The organism is Streptomyces sp. cg35 (assembly GCF_050410835.1).
Taxonomy (GTDB): Bacteria; Actinomycetota; Actinomycetes; order Streptomycetales; family Streptomycetaceae; genus Streptomyces.
Map to the genome: position 1 here is coordinate 4,482,573 of NZ_CP191268.1, position 16,985 is coordinate 4,499,557.

At 68.8% G+C, this 16,985-nt stretch carries 17 protein-coding genes and 1 tRNA gene; 6 read left to right on the forward strand and 12 right to left on the reverse strand.

Annotated elements, in window-relative coordinates:
* Nucleotides 1–195 precede the first annotated feature (195 nt).
* Nucleotides 196–2,187 (forward strand): Stk1 family PASTA domain-containing Ser/Thr kinase, encoded by a 1,992-nt coding sequence (gene pknB / locus ACQUQD_RS20300; protein ID WP_428953545.1) that lies wholly within the window; start codon nt 196–198, stop codon nt 2,185–2,187.
* 92 nt (nt 2,188–2,279) lie between these two features.
* Here pknB and ACQUQD_RS20305 read toward each other — a convergent pair whose 3' ends face one another.
* The 6 genes from ACQUQD_RS20305 to ACQUQD_RS20330 all read right to left on the reverse strand — a co-directional run bounded on the left by ACQUQD_RS20305 (nt 2,280) and on the right by ACQUQD_RS20330 (nt 6,637).
* On the reverse strand, nt 2,280–3,014 hold the full coding sequence (locus tag ACQUQD_RS20305; protein ID WP_428953546.1) for a class E sortase: 735 nt from the start codon (nt 3,012–3,014) through the stop codon (nt 2,280–2,282).
* A gap of 49 nt (nt 3,015–3,063) precedes the next feature.
* Nucleotides 3,064–4,254: a class E sortase gene (locus ACQUQD_RS20310; protein WP_428953547.1), complete on the reverse strand. Its 1,191-nt coding sequence runs from the start codon at nt 4,252–4,254 to the stop codon at nt 3,064–3,066.
* A complete protein-coding gene (locus ACQUQD_RS20315) occupies nt 4,251–4,907 on the reverse strand; it encodes an aminodeoxychorismate/anthranilate synthase component II (protein WP_428953548.1) in 657 nt (218 codons plus the stop codon). The genes ACQUQD_RS20310 and ACQUQD_RS20315 overlap by 4 nt, the downstream gene beginning before the upstream one ends.
* The gene (locus ACQUQD_RS20320; protein WP_428953549.1) at nt 4,904–5,065 is read right to left on the reverse strand and encodes a hypothetical protein; all 162 of its coding nucleotides are present in this window, start codon (nt 5,063–5,065) and stop codon (nt 4,904–4,906) included. The genes ACQUQD_RS20315 and ACQUQD_RS20320 overlap by 4 nt, the downstream gene beginning before the upstream one ends.
* A 72-nt stretch (nt 5,066–5,137) precedes the next feature.
* The gene (locus tag ACQUQD_RS20325; RefSeq protein ID WP_428957608.1) at nt 5,138–5,839 is read right to left on the reverse strand and encodes a class E sortase; all 702 of its coding nucleotides are present in this window, start codon (nt 5,837–5,839) and stop codon (nt 5,138–5,140) included.
* A gap of 30 nt (nt 5,840–5,869) precedes the next feature.
* On the reverse strand, nt 5,870–6,637 hold the full coding sequence (locus tag ACQUQD_RS20330) for a DUF881 domain-containing protein (protein ID WP_428953550.1): 768 nt from the start codon (nt 6,635–6,637) through the stop codon (nt 5,870–5,872).
* Between the two features lie 152 nt (nt 6,638–6,789).
* On the opposite strand from ACQUQD_RS20330, the gene crgA reads away from it, so the two are divergent.
* Complete coding sequence (gene crgA, locus ACQUQD_RS20335; RefSeq protein WP_428953551.1) at nt 6,790–7,047, forward strand: cell division protein CrgA; 258 nt, start codon at nt 6,790–6,792, stop codon at nt 7,045–7,047.
* 277 nt (nt 7,048–7,324) lie between these two features.
* On the opposite strand, the gene ACQUQD_RS20340 is transcribed toward crgA, so the two are convergent.
* Nucleotides 7,325–8,230 carry a rhomboid family intramembrane serine protease gene (locus ACQUQD_RS20340; RefSeq protein WP_428953552.1) on the reverse strand — a complete coding sequence of 302 codons (906 nt, stop codon included), beginning with the start codon at nt 8,228–8,230 and terminating at the stop codon, nt 7,325–7,327.
* Between the two features lie 138 nt (nt 8,231–8,368).
* Nucleotides 8,369–8,896 (reverse strand): peptidylprolyl isomerase, encoded by a 528-nt coding sequence (locus ACQUQD_RS20345; protein ID WP_428953553.1) that lies wholly within the window; start codon nt 8,894–8,896, stop codon nt 8,369–8,371.
* Nucleotides 8,897–9,160: 264 nt separating this feature from the next.
* Here ACQUQD_RS20345 and ACQUQD_RS20350 point away from each other — a divergent pair, with 264 nt between their 5' ends.
* Nucleotides 9,161–9,859 carry a DUF5324 family protein gene (locus ACQUQD_RS20350; RefSeq protein WP_428957609.1) on the forward strand — a complete coding sequence of 233 codons (699 nt, stop codon included), beginning with the start codon at nt 9,161–9,163 and terminating at the stop codon, nt 9,857–9,859.
* An 87-nt stretch (nt 9,860–9,946) separates the two neighbouring features.
* Here the strand turns inward: ACQUQD_RS20350 and ACQUQD_RS20355 are convergent.
* A tRNA-Ala gene (locus ACQUQD_RS20355) sits at nt 9,947–10,019 on the reverse strand.
* 183 nt (nt 10,020–10,202) lie between these two features.
* Between ACQUQD_RS20355 and ACQUQD_RS20360 the strand changes: the two genes are divergently transcribed.
* Nucleotides 10,203–10,754 carry a helix-turn-helix domain-containing protein gene (locus ACQUQD_RS20360; RefSeq protein WP_428953554.1) on the forward strand — a complete coding sequence of 184 codons (552 nt, stop codon included), beginning with the start codon at nt 10,203–10,205 and terminating at the stop codon, nt 10,752–10,754.
* A 135-nt stretch (nt 10,755–10,889) separates the two neighbouring features.
* Nucleotides 10,890–12,773 carry a protein kinase domain-containing protein gene (locus ACQUQD_RS20365; protein ID WP_428953555.1) on the forward strand — a complete coding sequence of 628 codons (1,884 nt, stop codon included), beginning with the start codon at nt 10,890–10,892 and terminating at the stop codon, nt 12,771–12,773.
* Nucleotides 12,774–13,007: 234 nt separating this feature from the next.
* Here the strand turns inward: ACQUQD_RS20365 and ACQUQD_RS20370 are convergent, their stop codons facing one another.
* Both ACQUQD_RS20370 and ACQUQD_RS20375 read right to left on the reverse strand, forming a co-directional pair.
* Nucleotides 13,008–14,495 (reverse strand): hypothetical protein, encoded by a 1,488-nt coding sequence (locus ACQUQD_RS20370; RefSeq protein ID WP_428953556.1) that lies wholly within the window; start codon nt 14,493–14,495, stop codon nt 13,008–13,010.
* 215 nt (nt 14,496–14,710) lie between these two features.
* Nucleotides 14,711–14,839, reverse strand: a complete 129-nt coding sequence (locus ACQUQD_RS20375) for a DLW-39 family protein (protein WP_003999697.1) — start codon at nt 14,837–14,839, stop codon at nt 14,711–14,713.
* 324 nt (nt 14,840–15,163) lie between these two features.
* Between ACQUQD_RS20375 and ACQUQD_RS20380 the strand changes: the two genes are divergently transcribed.
* Nucleotides 15,164–15,496 (forward strand): DUF6344 domain-containing protein, encoded by a 333-nt coding sequence (locus tag ACQUQD_RS20380; RefSeq protein ID WP_428953557.1) that lies wholly within the window; start codon nt 15,164–15,166, stop codon nt 15,494–15,496.
* A gap of 899 nt (nt 15,497–16,395) precedes the next feature.
* Here ACQUQD_RS20380 and ACQUQD_RS20385 read toward each other — a convergent pair.
* Nucleotides 16,396–16,620: a hypothetical protein gene (locus ACQUQD_RS20385; RefSeq protein ID WP_428953558.1), complete on the reverse strand. Its 225-nt coding sequence runs from the start codon at nt 16,618–16,620 to the stop codon at nt 16,396–16,398.
* Nucleotides 16,621–16,985: the final 365 nt, after the last annotated feature.

Consider the following 16,985-nt stretch of genomic DNA (forward strand, 5'->3'; position numbering starts at 1 on the left):
ACAAGGAGGTTCACCGCTCCTTGTGAGCCCGGTCACCCATTCTTCACATAGACGCACGTGGCGATACCGGTCCTGTCACGGCTCCCGGTGGCGGCCAGGTCACGTCGGGCAGGCCGGGTACGGTATGCCCGGACAGCACACCGCCCGACCCCGCACGGGACGGTCGGGACCGACGGAGAGGGCTGGTAGGTAACCATGGAAGAGCCGCGTCGCCTCGGCGGCCGGTACGAGCTGGGCCAGGTGCTCGGCCGTGGTGGCATGGCGGAGGTCTACCTCGCGCATGACACCCGGCTCGGCCGCACCGTGGCGGTGAAGACGCTGCGGGCGGACCTCGCGCGCGACCCGTCGTTCCAGGCCCGGTTCCGCCGGGAGGCCCAGTCGGCCGCCTCGCTCAACCATCCCGCGATCGTGGCGGTCTACGACACGGGTGAGGACTACGTCGACCAGGTCTCCATCCCGTACATCGTGATGGAGTACGTCGACGGCTCGACGCTGCGCGAGCTGCTGCACTCCGGGCGCAAGCTGCTGCCCGAGCGCGCCATGGAGATGACCATCGGCATCCTCCAGGCGCTGGAGTACTCGCACCGGGCGGGCATCGTCCACCGCGACATCAAGCCGGCCAACGTCATGCTGACCCGCACCGGCCAGGTGAAGGTCATGGACTTCGGCATCGCCCGCGCGATGGGCGACTCCGGCATGACGATGACGCAGACCGCGGCGGTCATCGGCACCGCGCAGTACCTGTCCCCCGAGCAGGCCAAGGGCGAGCAGGTCGACGCCCGCTCCGACCTGTACTCGACGGGCTGCCTGCTCTACGAGCTCCTCACCGTCCGGCCGCCGTTCGTCGGCGACTCCCCGGTCGCGGTCGCGTACCAGCACGTACGCGAGGAGGCACAGCCGCCGAGCGTCTTCGACGGCGAGATCACGCCCGAGATGGACGCGATCGTCCTCAAGGCCCTCACCAAGGACCCGGACTACCGCTACCAGTCGGCCGACGAGATGCGCGCCGACATCGAGGCCTGCCTCGACGGTCAGCCCGTCGCCGCCACCGCCGCCATGGGCGCGGTCGGCTACGGCGGCCACCCGGACGACCAGCAGACGGCGATGCTGCGCCCGCAGAACGGCGGCGCGGCGCCCACGTCGATGATGCCCCCGGTCAATCCGGACGACGGCGGCTACGGCTACGACGACCGCCCCGACCGCCGCAAGCAGGGCAAGAACCGCACCTCGACGATCCTGCTGGTGGTCGCGGGCATCCTGGTCCTGGTCGGGGCGATCCTGATCGGGAAGTGGATCTCCAGCGGCAGCGCCGGCAGCGAGGGACCCGACGTGCCGAACCTGGTGGGCGAGACGTTCGCGGACGCCCAGCAGAAGGCGGAGAACGTCGACCTCAAGGTCGTCCGCGGCGAGCCCATGGCGTGCGAGGACCAGCCCGCCAAGCGCGTCTGCGAGCAGGACCCGAAGAGCGGCAGGAAGATCGACAAGAACGGCACGATCACCGTCCGTATGTCGACGGGGGCGCCGAAGGTGTCGGTACCGAGCGTCACCGGACTGACCTACGACGAGGCCGTCTCCGAACTGGGCAGCAAGGGCTTCAGCAACATCAGCAAGGAGTCCGCGGAGTCCGACCGCAAGGCCGGCACGGTCATCAAGCAGAACCCGGAGGACGGCAAGAAGGTCGAAAAGGGTACTCAGATCACCCTGACCGTCGCCAGGGAGAAGGCGACCACCAAGGTCCCCGACGTCTCCAGCGGCAAGAACCTCACCTGTGAGCAGGCGACGCAGCAGCTCGAGGCGAGCGATCTGAAGGCCAGCTGCACCGAGGAGGAGAACGGCGACGCCGAAGCCGGCAAGGTCTTCTTCCAGAACCTCACCGCGGGCACCACGGCCGACCCGGGCTCCACGGTCCAGCTGAAGGTCGCCAAGGCCCCGGCGCAGAAGGCCGTTCCGGGCGTCCTGGGCCAGACCCTGAAGGATGCCAAGAAGGCCCTGCAGGACGCGGGCTTCACCAACATCCAGGTCAGCGGTCCTCAGGACGACAACGCCCGGGTCATGCAGCAGGACCCGGCAGCCAACACCCCCTCCGACCCGGCATCCACCACGGTCACCCTGACCACGGTCGGCGGCGGGAACAACGGCGGCGGCGACAACGGCGGCTTCATCGGAGGCATCGGCGACAACGGCTGATCCGTCGGTCACCGGCACACCAGCACATGAATGAGCCCCGTCCCCTTCACAGGGGGCGGGGCTCATTCATGCCGTGAGCGCCGAGCTCGGGGCTACCGCAGTTCCTTCGGCGGCGTCCGGTCGCTGTCCACCTTCTCGACCCGCTCCAGCTCGCCCCACACCACGTACCGGTAGCGCGACGTGTAGACCGGCGTGCACGTCGTCAGCGTGATGTAGTGGCCGGCCTTCTTCTTGCCCGACTCCTTGGGGATCCGGTCCAGGACGTCCACGTTGTACTTCGAGGTCTCCGGAAGGACGGCGTAGACCTTGTAGACGTACCACTTGTCCTTGGTCTCGTAGACGACCGGATCGCCCTTCTTGATCTTGTCGATGTTGTGGAACTTGGCGCCGTGCCCGTCCCGGTGGGCGGCCAGCGAGAAGTTGCCCTCCTTGCCGGTGGTGGGCAGCGCCGACTTCACGGGATCCGTGTAGTAGCCGGCCACACCGTCGTTGAGGACCTTGGACGAGGTGCCCTTCTCGACCAGGACCTCGCCCTTGCTCATCGCCGGCACGTGCAGGAACCCGATGCCGTCCTTGGTGTCCAGCGCCCCCGGCCCGGTGTCCTGGGCCCAGTGGTCGCGGACCTTGTCGCCCTGCTTGTGCGCGGCGCGGTCGGCGACCACGTTCGTCCACCACAGCGAGTAGACGACGAAGAGGCCGAGCAGCAGGCCGCCGGTGATGAGCAGTTCACCGAAGACGCTGACGGCCGTCGCGATCCGGCCGCGACGGGGCGGGGGCGAGGGGGCCTTCGTGTCGGCCTCTTCCTCGTGGTCGGTCGTCGCTGCCACTGCCTGTGTGCCCCGTCCTTGTGCTGATGTGCCCGATGCCGCTGCCCGGCTAGCCGACGAGCGCGTCCGGCTTGCCCTTGCTGCGCGGCCGCTCCTCGACCATCTTGCCCCAGACGATCATTCGATACGTACTGGTGAATTCCGGAGTGCAGGTCGTCAGAGTGATGTAGCGGCCCGCCTTGGTGAACCCCGAGCCCGCGGGGACCGGATTGATCACCGCCGTGTTCGACGGGGGCGTCTGCGGCAGGATGCTCGACATCTTGTACACGTAGTACTTGTCCTGCGTCTCGACCACGATCGGGTCGCCGGGCTGGAGCCGGTTGATGTAGCGGAACGGCTCGCCGTGGGTGTTGCGGTGCCCCGCGAGCGCGAAGTTCCCCGTCTTCGCGTCGGGCATCGCGGTCGGAATGCTGTCCTTGTCGTAGTGCCCGACCATGCCCTTGTCGAGCACCTTCGTCTTGCTGATGCCCTCGGCGATCGGCACGACGACGTCCAGCTTCGGAATGTAGAGGATCGCGAAGCCCTGTCCGGGCTCGAACGAGTCCGGCTTGCCCTTGCCGTTCGCCCAGTCGTCCTCGAGGTGGTGACGGGCGCTGCCCGCGAGGTTGTGGGCCCGGACGTTCGACCACCACAGCTGGTAGGTCACGAACAGCAGCATCAGGACGCCGATGCTGATGAAGACCTCGCCGATCGCGCGGCTCGCGATCACCCCGGCGGTCGGCTTGGCCGCCCGCGCCGCCCGACGGGCCTCGACGCGTGAGAGGGGCTTGCCGTCGTCGTCCTGCGCGGACCGTGCGGCTGTCTCCTGCGGGTCTGACGCCCGCCGTCTGCCACCGCCGCCCTTCTTGGCGGCCTTCCTGCGCGCGGCCCGGCCACCGGTCACGACGGGCGTCTCGGACGCCGGCTCCGACTCGGGCCCGGGCTCCGGCTCCGGCTCCGGCTCGGCTATTCGCCGGGTGTCTGCGGTGCGCAGCGCCACGGTCTCGTCGTCCCGCGCCGGCTGCTGCGGCGCGGCAGGAGCCCCGCCGTACCAGTCCTGCGCGTACCCCTCGGGGTCGTACCACTCGGGCTCCGGCTGCGGCCGCTCGGGCTCCGGCTCCGCCTCCTGCTGCGCGCCCTCCGCCCGGAACCACGGCGACGGATGCTGCCCCGGCAATGGGTCGTTCAGCGGGTCGTCGAGGCGCCTGACGGCCTCCTCGAACCCGCCGGCGCCGCCCTGCTCGGGACGCAGCGCGGTCACGCCGAGGCCCTGCCCACGACCGGCGCGAGCCCGGCCGACCGGCCGACCGCCTCCTTGTCCCCGCACTCGGCGAGCCAGTTCGCCAGCATCAGGTGCCCGTGCTCCGTGAGGACGGACTCCGGATGGAACTGGACCCCCTCGACCGGCAGTTCACGGTGGCGCAGCCCCATGACGATGCCGTCCTCGGTCCGCGCGGTGACCTCCAGCACGTCCGGTACGGTGCCGGGCTCGGCGGCCAGCGAGTGGTACCGGGTCGCGGTGAACGGATTCGGCAGCCCGGCGAAGACGCCCTTGCCCTCGTGCAGGACCAGCGAGGTCTTGCCGTGCAGCAGCTCCGGAGCCCGGTCCACCACACCGCCGTACGCGACCTGCATGGACTGCATGCCGAGACAGACACCGAACACGGGCACACCGGTCGCCGCGCAGTGCCGCACCATCTCGATGCACACACCGGCCTGTTCGGGGGCGCCCGGGCCCGGGCTGAGCAGCACGCCGTCGAAACCGTCCTGCGCGTGCGCCGTGCTCACCTCGTCGTTGCGGAGCACCTCGCACTCGGCACCCAGCTGGTACAGGTACTGCACGAGGTTGAAGACGAAGCTGTCGTAGTTGTCGACGACGAGAATGCGGGTCCTGCGGGTCTCACGCGTGCTCACTGGCCGTCCACCGTCACATCGTTGAAGGGCAGCAACGGCTCGGCCCACGGGAAGACGTACTGGAAGAGGACGTAGACCACGGCGAGGATCAGCACGATCGAGATCGCCGCCCTCAGCCACGCGTTCCCCGGCAAGTGCCGCCAGATCCAGCCGTACATGCCGGACTCCCCTTCTCTGCTCCCTCAACACCATCGCCGCACGGCCATCAGCCGTCGCCGTACGGCACCAGACTAACGGCGCAACGCCTCCGGTTTCCCGGCCTCCACAGGCTGAGTGGCATCGAGATGTCCCCAGACGATCAGCCGGTGGCTGTGGCCCCACTCCGGCTCGCACGTGGTGAGGGTCAGATAGCGGCCCGGCTCCGTGTATCCGGACTTGCGCGGCACGGGGTCGATGACCGCGACATCGCTGGGCAGCGTCTTGTAGGGCTTCGTATCGATCCGGTACGTGAACCAGGTCGTCCCGTCGGTCAGCACCACCGCGTCGCCCGGCCGCAGCTTCGGGAAGTCCTTGAACGGGTCGCCGTACGTGCGCCGGTGCCCGGCGACCGCGAAGTTCCCCTTCTGCCCGAGCTGGGCGGTGCCCGTGTAGTGGCCGAGTCCCTTCTTCAGGGTGCCGACCTCGGTGTCCTCGAGCACGGGCTTGTTCCACGTGAAACCGAGCCGGGGGATGTACATCAGGGCGAACGGCTTGCCGTCCTTGTACGCGGCCGGCTTCGGCGGCGAGGAGTCCGTCGCGCCGGACGCGGAGGGATCGGGCGACGCGGTGGCGACGGGCCGCTTGGCCCACTGGTCCTGGAGGTCGTGGATCTGACGGTCCATCGCGCTGTCGGCCTTCACGCCGGTCCAGAACAGCACATATGCGACGAACAGCACGATCACGGCGCCGACGGTGATGCACAGCTCGCTCAACGTCCTGACGACGACTCGCACCGACACCGACGGCCTCCCCCGGCTCGGGTGTTACTGCACCGGCTTCGCGTAGTGGAGATCCACTGTGCCCGAGTAGCCGGGAAGAGTCACCGCTCCGTCGTCCTCGACTTTCCAGCCGAGCCCGTACGCGTTCACGTAGAGCATGTAGTTCTGGATCTCCGGGGAGGCCGCGACGGCCTGCTTGAGCTGCTCCGGGTCGCCGACCGCGGTGATCTTGTACGGGGGCGAGTAGACGCGGCCCTGGAGGATCAGGGTGTTGCCGACGCAGCGCACGGCCGAGGTGGAGATGAGGCGCTGGTCCATGACCTTGATGCCCTTGGCGCCGCCGTGCCACAGGGCGTTCACCACGGCCTGGAGGTCCTGCTGGTGGATGACCAGGTCGTTCGGCTGGGGCTCGGGGTAGCCGGGGAGCTTGGCCGTGGCGTTCGGCGGGGCGTCGTCGAGCGTGACGGAAACCGCCTCGCCTTTGAGCTTCTTCGTCCCCGAGGCCTTCTCCAGGCCGTCCAGCTTCTCGTCCTCGGCCTTGGTGGACCCGTCGTCGCGCTCGGCCAGCGCCTCGACGTCGCCGCGGACCCCGCTGTTGGTCTCTTCCAGTTCCTTGTTCTTGTGGCTGCGCTCCTGAATGAGGTCGGAGAGCTTCAAAAGGGACGCATCCGTACGGATATTGGTGCCCTTGGCCGTATTGAAACTGGTGAAGAAGATGAGTCCGGCGAGGGCGAAAACGCCCACAGTGAGCAGCCGCACGGGCCGGAAGCGGCCACGGGCGGAACCATTGCCGGGATCGGCAGAATTGCTCAACGTACCCTTATCTCCTTCGACGCCGCGGAAGCACTACGCTAACGGACGCCCGGGGGAGCGCTCGGATTCCTCTGAACTTCCCCTTGTACGCTGCTCGGAGCCAGCCCACGTCCCCTGCGCGGCCACGCAGCGCATCGACAGGAGAGACCCTCGTGCCGAAGTCACGTATCCGCAAGAAGGCCGACTACACGCCCCCGCCGGCGTCGAAGCAGGCAGCCAATATCAAGCTGACCAACCGCGGCTGGGTGGCCCCGGTGATGCTGGCGATGTTCCTCATCGGGCTCGCCTGGATCGTGGTCTTCTACGTGAGCGACGGCTCCCTGCCGATCGACTCCCTCGGAAACTGGAACATCGTCGTGGGCTTCGGCTTCATCGCCGCCGGCTTCGGTGTCTCCACCCAGTGGAAGTAGCCCACGACCGGGCCGTTCCACCAGCTCTGCCCCGAGCTATCCACTGAGTTATCCACAGGACTTTCCACAGTGGGGAAAAGGTCAGACGATCTGTGGATAACCCACCGGATGTTGACGCCGGTGTGACTGGCCCGGTGACGCTCGACCATCTGTTCGCCCCTTGTCCTTCCTGGGAAAACCCAGGTCAGCGACAAGGGGCACAGTTGTTCCCCACGGCATGCACAAGATCCGCCACGCGCTGTGGACAACCTCGGTCACCATCGGTGGACAGGTGGGCTCAAGTGAGCTGAGCGGTCCTGACCACGACGGTCACGATCACGGCGAGGAGCACCACCGCGCAGGTCCCGTACTGCACCAGCGCGCGACGCTCGCGCGGAGCGTGGATCATCGCGTACCCGACGACCAGCCCGGCCGCCAGGCCGCCGATGTGGGCCTGCCACGCGATGTTGAAGGCCGGGTTGAACGTGAAGATCAGGTTGATCACGAGCAGCGCGATGACCGGCCGCAGATCGTAGTTGAGGCGGCGCATCAGGACGGCAGTCGCGCCGAAGAGCCCGAAGATGGCGCCGGAGGCTCCGAGCGACGGCTGGTTGGGCGCGGCGAGCAGGTAACTGAGGGCGCTGCCCGCAAGGCCGGAGACGACGTAGAGCGTCAGGTAGCGGACGCGGCCGAGCGCCGCCTCCAGCGGTCCGCCGATCCACCACAGGCTGAGCAGGTTGAAAGCGATGTGGATGTAGCTGCCGTGCAGGAACATCGCGGTCAGCAGCCGGTACCACTGGCCCTCGGCGACCCCTTGCGGTCCGCCCAGCGCAGGCACCCAGGCCAGGCCGAGCATGTCGAACCGGTCGGTGAACCGGTCCCCGGCCGTCCCCGCCATCTGCACCAGGAACGCCGCCAGACAGATCCCGACCAGCACCTTCGTGACCAGCCGCGGATCGGCGGAGACGGTGCCCCCGGCGACGGTCCGCGGCTGATTGGCCGTGGGCGCGTGCCCCGTGCCCGAACCGCTGCGCACACACTCCGGGCACTGGAACCCGACCGACGCACTGACCATGCACTCCGGGCAGATCGGCCGCTCGCAGCGCGTGCAACGGATTCCGGTGGGCCGGTCGGGGTGCCGATAGCAGCCGGGCAGGCCCTGGGCATCCTGCGGTTCCTGCGGGCTGCCGGGCGCCTGGTCCATGACGGTCGTCCCCTCGGATGGAGCGGTCTCGTACGCGTATACGGGCGCCGCGCGGGCAACGCGGCGCCCCGCCATCCTTACGGACGAGCGGGGCGAATTGGTTCCCTGCGGCCGGCGGGCCGCGTCAGGCGGGGCGCGTCAGCGGGTCTCGACGACGACCGACTCGATGACCACGTCGTTGACCGGGCGGTCGGTGCGCGGGTTCGTCTGGGCGGCCGCGATGGCGTCGACGACCTTCTGGCCCGCCTCGTCGACGACCTCGCCGAAGATCGTGTGCTTGCGGGTCAGCCAGGCGGTCGGCGAGACGGTGATGAAGAACTGCGACCCGTTCGTCCCCGGGCCCGCATTGGCCATGGCCAGCAGGTACGGCTTGGTGAAGGCCAGGTCGGGGTGGAACTCGTCCTCGAACTGGTAGCCGGGGCCGCCCGTGCCGTTGCCCAGCGGGTCGCCGCCCTGGATCATGAAGCCGCTGATCACCCGGTGGAAGATCGTGCCGTCGTAGAGCGGGGCCGTGGACTTCTCACCGGTCTCCGGGTTGGTCCACTCACGCTCGCCCTTGGCGAGCTCCACGAAGTTCTTGACCGTCTTGGGCGCGTGGTTCGGCAGGAGCCTGACCTCGATGTCGCCCTGGTTGGTCTTGAGAGTGGCGTACAGCTGCTCGGCCACGATCTGCCTTCCGTTGACTTCTGTGCCCTCCCGATCCTCGCACGGCTCAGATGCGGGCCGGAGGTTTGAGCGACCCAAAACCGGTCTACTCGACACCTAGGAGGCGCCCCGCGCCACGATCCGTGGCATTGTCGTCGCCAAGCCCCTTACCGCTCCTTATTGAGTCCAATCAAGCCTTACCACCGCATTGACGCTTCCGGCAGGCATGATCCGCAAAAGGGTGGAAAGGTGAAACACCTGTACGCCACCGAGGAGGAGGATCCCGTGACCCGCATCGACAGCGTGCGCGCCGCGAGCGGCTCGGCGAAGGACAGCGTGCTGCACGCCGCGGAAGTGGTGGCGCCCTACGCCGAGACGGCCAAGGACCGTGCGACGCAGTATGCGCACGAAGCGCGCGTCGTCCTCGGCCCCAAGGTCGCGCAGGCCGCCCAGCAGGCCCGCGCCCAGTACGGCGCTCACCTCGCTCCGCGACTTGAGCAGGCCCGCACCCACGTTCCGCCGAAGGTCGACCACGCCGCCCATGAGGCAGCGGTCCGTACCCGCCATGCCGCCCGGCAGGCCGCCGAGTACTCGAAGCCGCGCATCGAGCAGGCCGTGGCGGCGGCCCAGCCGGTCCGCGAGGAGGCGACGGCCCGCAGCGTCGCCGCACTCGCCGCACTCCGCGGGCAGGTCTCCCCGAAGGAGATCCAGAAGCTCGCCCGCAAGCACGAGCGCCGCGCCCGCGCCGGCCGTCTCGCCAAGGGTCTTGCCGTGCTCGGCATTGTGGCGGGTGGCGCGTACGTCGCATGGAAGTGGTGGGACAAGCAGGCCAACCCGGACTGGCTGGTCGAACCCCCTGCCGCGACCGAGGTGCCCGACACCACCCCGCTGACCTCCGTCGACGGCACCGGCCAGGCCGTCCTCGACCCGGAGGTCCAGGCCAAGCAGGCCGAGGCGGAGGCAGACCCGGAGGACCACCGCTGACCTCTGCGCACCACCGTGCAGCGCATATCGACGCACGACAAAGCCCCTCCGGCCAGGACAGAACCTGGCGGGAGGGGCTTCGGGCTGTGGAGCCTAGGGGAGTCGAACCCCTGACATCTGCCATGCAAAGACAGCGCTCTACCAACTGAGCTAAGGCCCCGAAAACGATGCGTCCCACCGCAGGATTCACACCCTGGGCGAGCACCGCAGACCAGAGTACCGGGTCACCCCCCGGATCCTGCAAAAGGATTGGGGGTCCCGGCAGGCGACCACTCTCCGTAAGATGCCCCACGTGCTTAGCGGCAGCGAAGCACCGTACTTGGGGAAGCGATGGGGAGACGCAATGGACGCCGCACAGCAGGAAGCTACCGCAAGAGCCCGGGAGCTCCAGCGGAGCTGGTACGGAGAGCCGCTGGGGGCGCTCTTCCGTAGGCTGATCGAGGATCTCGGCCTCAACCAGGCCCGTCTGGCGGGCGTCCTCGGACTGTCCGCGCCCATGCTGTCCCAGCTGATGAGCGGTCAGCGAGCCAAGATCGGAAATCCCGCCGTGGTGCAGCGCGTGCAGCTTCTGCAGGACCTGGCGGGTCAGGTCGCCGACGGCAGCGTCAGCGCCGCCGAGGCCACCGAGCGCATGGACGAGATCAAGAAGTCGCAGGGCGGCTCGGTGCTCACCAACACCACCGGACAGACGGCGTCCGGTTCGGGCGCACCGACCGTGAAGCGCGTGGTGCGTGAGATCCAGTCGCTGCTGCGGTCCGTCTCGGCGGCCGGCGACATCATCGAGGCTGCCGACTCCCTCGCCCCCACCCACCCGGAACTGGCAGAGTTCCTCCGGGTGTACGGCGCCGGGCGCACCTCCGACGCGGTCGCCCACTACCAGGCGCACCAGAGCTGATCCCGACCGGGCGCAGCGCTGGATCCAGCTCCGTGACCACCGTCGGCGGCGGTCACGGGGCGGACCGGAGGTCCTTGCGGGACGGCCGAGGGGGCTTTCCGCATCGCGGACCCGGGAGGGGAGCGACGCACGACCATGGGTGAGGTCTTCGCCGGCCGGTACGAACTGGCCGATCCGATCGGCCGCGGGGGAGTGGGCGCGGTATGGCGGGCCTGGGACCACCGGCGCCGCCGCTATGTGGCGGCCAAGGTCCTGCAGCAGAGCGACGCCCACACACTGCTGCGGTTCGTGCGCGAGCAGGCGCTGCGCATCGATCATCCGCACGTCCTGGCCCCCGCGAGCTGGGCCGCGGACGACGACAAGGTCCTGTTCACCATGGACCTGGTCGCGGGCGGCTCGCTGGCGCATCTGATCGGCGACTACGGCCCCCTGCCACCGCAGTTCGTCTGCGTTCTCCTCGACCAGCTCCTTTCCGGGCTCGCCGCCGTGCACGCCGAGGGTGTGGTGCACCGCGACATCAAGCCCGCCAACATCCTGCTCGAGGCCACGGGCACCGGTCTGCCGCATCTGCGCGTCTCCGACTTCGGCATCGCGATGCGCAAGGGCGAGCCACGCCTCACGGAAGCCAACTACGTGGTGGGAACGCCCGGTTACTTCGCGCCCGAGCAGGCGATGGGCGCCGACCCGGACTTTCCCGCGGACCTCTTCGCCGCCGGTCTCGTCGCGCTCTATCTCCTCGAAGGCGCCAAGCCGGACGCCCAGGCCCTGATCGAGCACTTCGCCGAGCACGGCACGCCCGGGGCCCCGGTGGGCGTCCCCGGTCCGCTGTGGGGCGTCCTCGCCGGATTGCTGCAGCCGGACCCCGATGCCCGCTTCCGTACCGCCACCGGGGCGCGCAAGGCCCTTCTCTCCGCCGCCGAGCTGCTGCAGGACCCGAGCCCCGACGACGAGCTGATCGAGGTATTCGACCAACTCGGGCCGCTCCCACCGGGGTTCGGCCCGAACGGTCCCGCCGTCCGGGGCCGCAGAGGCCGCCCTCTGCAAGCGACCACGACAACTCCGGTCCTGCCCTCGCCCACCGATTCCACGCCGTCCGACTCTGCGCCTGAGGACGGGTCTGGGGCCGGGGCGGGGACTGGGGCCAAGGCCGGGGCCGGGGCCGAGCTCGACCCCAGCCCTGACCTGGAATCCGGCCACGGTTACAGCCGCGGGCTCGGCCTCGGCCCGGAACCCGAATCGGAGCCCTTCTCGGGGCAAGGACCGAAGCAGGCACCAGAACCAGCACCAGCACCAGCACCAGAGCCGGCCTCGGACCAGATACCGGATCCGACGCCGGAACCGTCCGTCCCCTCCATGTCCGAGACGGGCAGCTTCCATCTCCCGCCCCCGGCCCCTCTCGACGAGCAGAGCCCGTCCCCATCGCCGACGCCCCTCGACGAGCAGATCCCGCCCCCACCATCGGTGCCGCCGATGCCGTCGGCCCGTCCCGCCGCGCCAGCCCCGCTTCCCGAGCCGCCCCGGCACCAGCCGACACCCGCGATGCCAACGGCTGCGGAGCCAACCGCCGTACCGCCCTCTGCCGTACCTCCCTCCGCCGTACCTCTCTCCGCCATGACACCGTCCGCCGCGGAGTCCGCCGCTGTTGAGCCCACACCTGCGGAGCCAACGCCTGCCGACCCAACGCCCGCGGGGCCAGCACCTGCTGAACCCGTGCAACCGACGCAACCGGTGCAACCGGTGCAACCGGTGCACGTACCGCGGCGCCTGCCCCACACCCCTCACATCCCGACCGCCCATTCCCTCTCCCCGTCCCCTCACCCGGCTCACGCGGTGACCACCGTCGTCCCGTATCAACAAGACCGTCACTCTCTGTACACCGCTCGCAGCCGAGAGGTTCCAGGTCGGAGCCGGGCAGTCTCCGAACACCAGCCGGGACCACCCCGCAAAGTGACGATCCCGGTCCTGTTCATCGCCGCGCTCTGCTTCGCCGTGGGCATCTGGGCCCTGACCCAGACCTGACGAAGAAGACGGAGAGAAAGCCTGCGGAAAGCTTTCGTCAGGCCTGACGAAGACGTGAGGAAGACCTGAGGAAGGTTGTGAGAGGGCCGGGAGAGGGCCGGGAGAGGGCCGGGCGAAGGCCGAAGGGAAAACCTGGGCAAGACCGGGGCAAGACCTGGGGAAGGCCGACCAGGCTCACAGCTCAGTCCGCACGCCCACCCAACTCTGGCCGCTCCCTCAGTCCGGCACGCTCGCTCAGCCCCCCACGCGCTCAGCCCGCATCCGTCCCCTGACCCGCCGCACAGCCACCACTCGCCACACCCCGAGCCACAGCACCAACGCGGTCCCCGTGCCGACCCCGCTCACCCCCAGCAGCATCATCCCGCCGCTCTCCGCCGAGGAGGACGAGGAGGCGGAAGCGGGAGAGGCAGAAGACGAACCCGGAGCAGCAGCCCCGCCGCCCGGGGAAGCCCCTCCAGACCCCGCGCTGCCGGACTCGTCACCGCGCCCTCCCCCGGCATCACCGCCGGCCGAACCCGAGTCCCCCCAGACGGCACCGCCCTCTCCCCGCTCCGCGGCCTCCCGGTCCGCGGCCGTCACCTGGAACTCGGCGGGATCCCTCACATAGTCGGGCGCCTGCCGTGCCTCACCGTCGACGGTCACCCGCAGCGTCAGCCCCGACTCCTTCTCCCCGAACTTCCCCGCCATCGCCGGATTGAGGGTGACCTTGAGGTAGTACCAGCCGGCCAGACGCATCGCCGCCTGATCACCGCGCATCAGATAGCGGTTCTCGTACGCCACGGGCGGCAACGGATCGAACGTGGCCGAGGTCGGATCGCCCGCGTACGACGTCTCCTTCGCCGCCACCGACGCTCGCGCCGGGTTGTACAGCTCCATGTCGAGCGCGCCCGTCACGAAGCCCCGGCGTGAGGTGTCCCCCGCCGAACTGCCCAGCTCGGCGTCGACGAAGAGCTGCTGCCCCCAGTCCACCGGAATCCGGTAGAAGTGACTCTCGCCGGGCCGGATGCCGTCCTTCCACACCCCGGTAGGCAGCGCCTCCGCATCGTTGAAGCCGGTCCCGCCCGTGCGCCGCGCGGCCTTCCCCGACGGCGGCCGCACCGAGGCCGACGGCCAGGCCTTCGGCCCCTCCGTGGGCGTCGCGGAGACCAGCCCCGGCTCGGTGGCCACTTTCAGTTCGAGCCCCCAGGCCTCCTGCGTCGACTCGGCGTCCGCCTTCCGCTCCACGACCACGTAGTACGTCCCTGCCGCCTGGCACCGCAGCCCTCCCGGCCGTACAAGGCGCGCGGCGGCGGCCGCGACGGGACGCGGATAGGCACCGGAGCGGAACGTCGCGCGCTCGGAGTCGCAGCGGTTGCCCTTGCGATCCTGAAGCGTCACGGTGAAGCCGTCCGAGTACGCCACCTTCACCCCGGTCCCGAGCGGCGGCACGGCAACCGCCGAGACGTACGCGTTGGCGGCGCCGTCCAGCTCGACGCCGTAGTACGCGGCACCGTCCGACCCGGCCCCGAGCGAACTCCGGTACGGCTCGCCCGTCCTGAGCAGCGGCGCATCAGTGCTGTTCGGCGCCCCGCTCACCTTCTGGGCGTCCTCGGCATAGACGTACGGATCGGAGTCTTCGGCCGCCACCGCCGCCCCGGACAACGCGAGCACCGCGCACAGCCCGGCCCCGGCAGCCACCGCCCACAGCCCTCGGCCGCGCCATCCCTCCACCTGCCGCCTCATGAGTCTCCCCATGAAGGGTCATCCTGCCGCTCCGGCCCGCTCACTGTCCGCCGTGCGCCGGAATCCCGCCACTCATTGGCTGCCGCGAGAAGTGACGTCGCATACGTGAATACCGCCTCCCCGCGCAGTCCGCGAGGCGAGACAACCGGAGCCCGGCAGCACAAAGCCCCGGCCGCTGATGCGACCGGGGCCTGCGAAGAGACTGTTGTCGATACTCACGAACCCGTGGGCACGGAGTCAGTCGCCTCCGTCCACAGATCCTGCTCGGCGCGATCCGCCTGGATCTGGCGGTACACGAGGAGCCCGCCGATGGCGGCCAGTGCGACCAGGAGAAGCTTCTTCACCGCGCGACCTCGTCTTTCGTTGACGTAGGGGACCTCTGGCGCCCGACTATACACACCGACCGAGACCGATCGGTGACCTGCATCCAACCCAACTCCCGCCCGGAGCACAGCAGTAGAACCGGACGATCTCAGTCCACAGATCACGCCCACTTCTCCTCAGAGTATGAAATTCGCCTCTATCGATGAGATATCGGGCCTCTTGCGCCCATCCGAGTGGTGTTCATCTGAAGATCGACGCGCCACGAGCGTCGGTCCAACACTCCAAGCGCCGCATACACATCATGAGGAAAGTACGCAAATCGCCCAACCTGAAAGTGAGGGGCCATGACCAAGAACCGGGTCATGACGCTGTGGACCATCGTCATCTCTGCCTTCATCGCACTCTTCTCGGCGCTCGGACTCGTCGCCCCGGCCACCGCGGCCACTCCCGTACAGCAGACGGAGGAGGCCCGCAGCACGGCGGTGAGCGCCCCCGCCGCCACGTCGGCCGTTCCCTTCTGGACCTTCAAGAGGTCCCTGCCACCGACGATGAAGCAGCGCATCCGTGCCGAGGCCCATGGTTCCTCCCCCAGCTGCCGCCACCGTCCGCCGGCCGACACCGAGCAGTCGGACAGCGACACGGAACTGGCGAGCGAAGCACTCACCGCGGAGCCGTAGTCGAAGCAGGACCCTCCGTCCGTCCGGCTCGACGAGCAGGACACCACGCTGGAACAGCAGCAACACAGCAGCACAACAGCAAGAACGCAGCAGGAAAAGCAGGACCCCAGTAAGGCCGTGGACAGTAAGCGCGGCAAGCGCAGTGAGCCATAGCTAGCGCAGTAAGCCGTAGCCAGTCAGTAGTGCGCACAAGGAACAACACGGCGCACGAGGACCTACGGACCGCGACGGGCCGACGCGGCAGACGCGGCAGACGCCAGGGCGTACGAGCCTCAGCGTGGCCACGGACCGGACCACGTCCAGCGAGACAGCGTCTCGTACGCGGCACAACAGATACCCAGCACGACAGGTACTCAGCACGACAGGTATCTGGCACAACAGATACGCGGCACAAGTACGCGGCCAAACACAGGGCAGCGCCCTCATAAGCCGCCTCCATGGACCGCAGGCCCCACAAGGCAGCAAGACGCAGGACAGCAGGACAGCGCGGTCAACCGCAGAACAAGCGCAGAACAAGCGCGGAGAAACCGCAGAGCGACAGACCAGGCCCCAGCCATCACTTTCGGCTGAGAGGGCCCTTTCGGCATGCCCGGGTTCGGGGACGTACATGACGCGCACGCATGACGCGCACGCATGACGCGCACGTCATGGCACAGCAGAAGACCCCCAAGTGTTTCCACTTGAGGGTCCTCATGATGTGGGGCTAACAGGATTTGAACCTGTGGCCTCATCCTTATCAGGTCGATCGAGGTGGTCTCTCGACCGTGAGGAACGCTCGCTGAACCCTGGTTCGGTTGCCGCTGAGGTTCGGCGTTGATCGGCGCCGTACGCCCTTGTTGGTGTCAGCCGGTGATGTCAGACGAGGCAGGCGCTCTTGACAGACACGATGGTGGGGTGGCTTAGAGGATGGTTGCGGCGTGGCGCTGCTTGTTGGCGGCGGACTGATGCACCTCGGCCATGCCGAGGAACACGACGCTCATGCGTGAATGGAAGTCGAAGTTGCCGATTTCTGCGGCGGCTAGGTGATCGGCGGACTGGGCCTTGCAGTAGTTCGCGTGCTGATCGGCGACAGTGGCTCGTTGCATCGCTGTGAGCCTCTTGTCTGCTCGCCCTTGAAGGGTCATACGTCGACGCTACTCCTCCCACCTCAACTCACCACCCTTCCCTGCTCCCATCCCGTCCGCCGTCGACCCACACGTCTGTGGAGCGGGCGTGGTTCATGGCGTCCAGGTGGAGCGCGCCACTGTACGAACGACCTGGACGCCATGGGCCGCGTCTGCTCGGCTCTGCCTGGGTCGATGGTGGACGGGATGGGAGCCCCCCACGCTCACCACGCACGGGCCTGCGGCCGGGAACGGAGCCCCCTCCCACCCGGTGCCGGCCGATCCCCCGCCGGAGGCATCGTCTGTGACCGTGGGCCGTAAACGTGTCGGGTGCTCGACTCATGACCTCCGGGCCTATCCACTGTGGGCGGGCGTCGGCGCAGCGG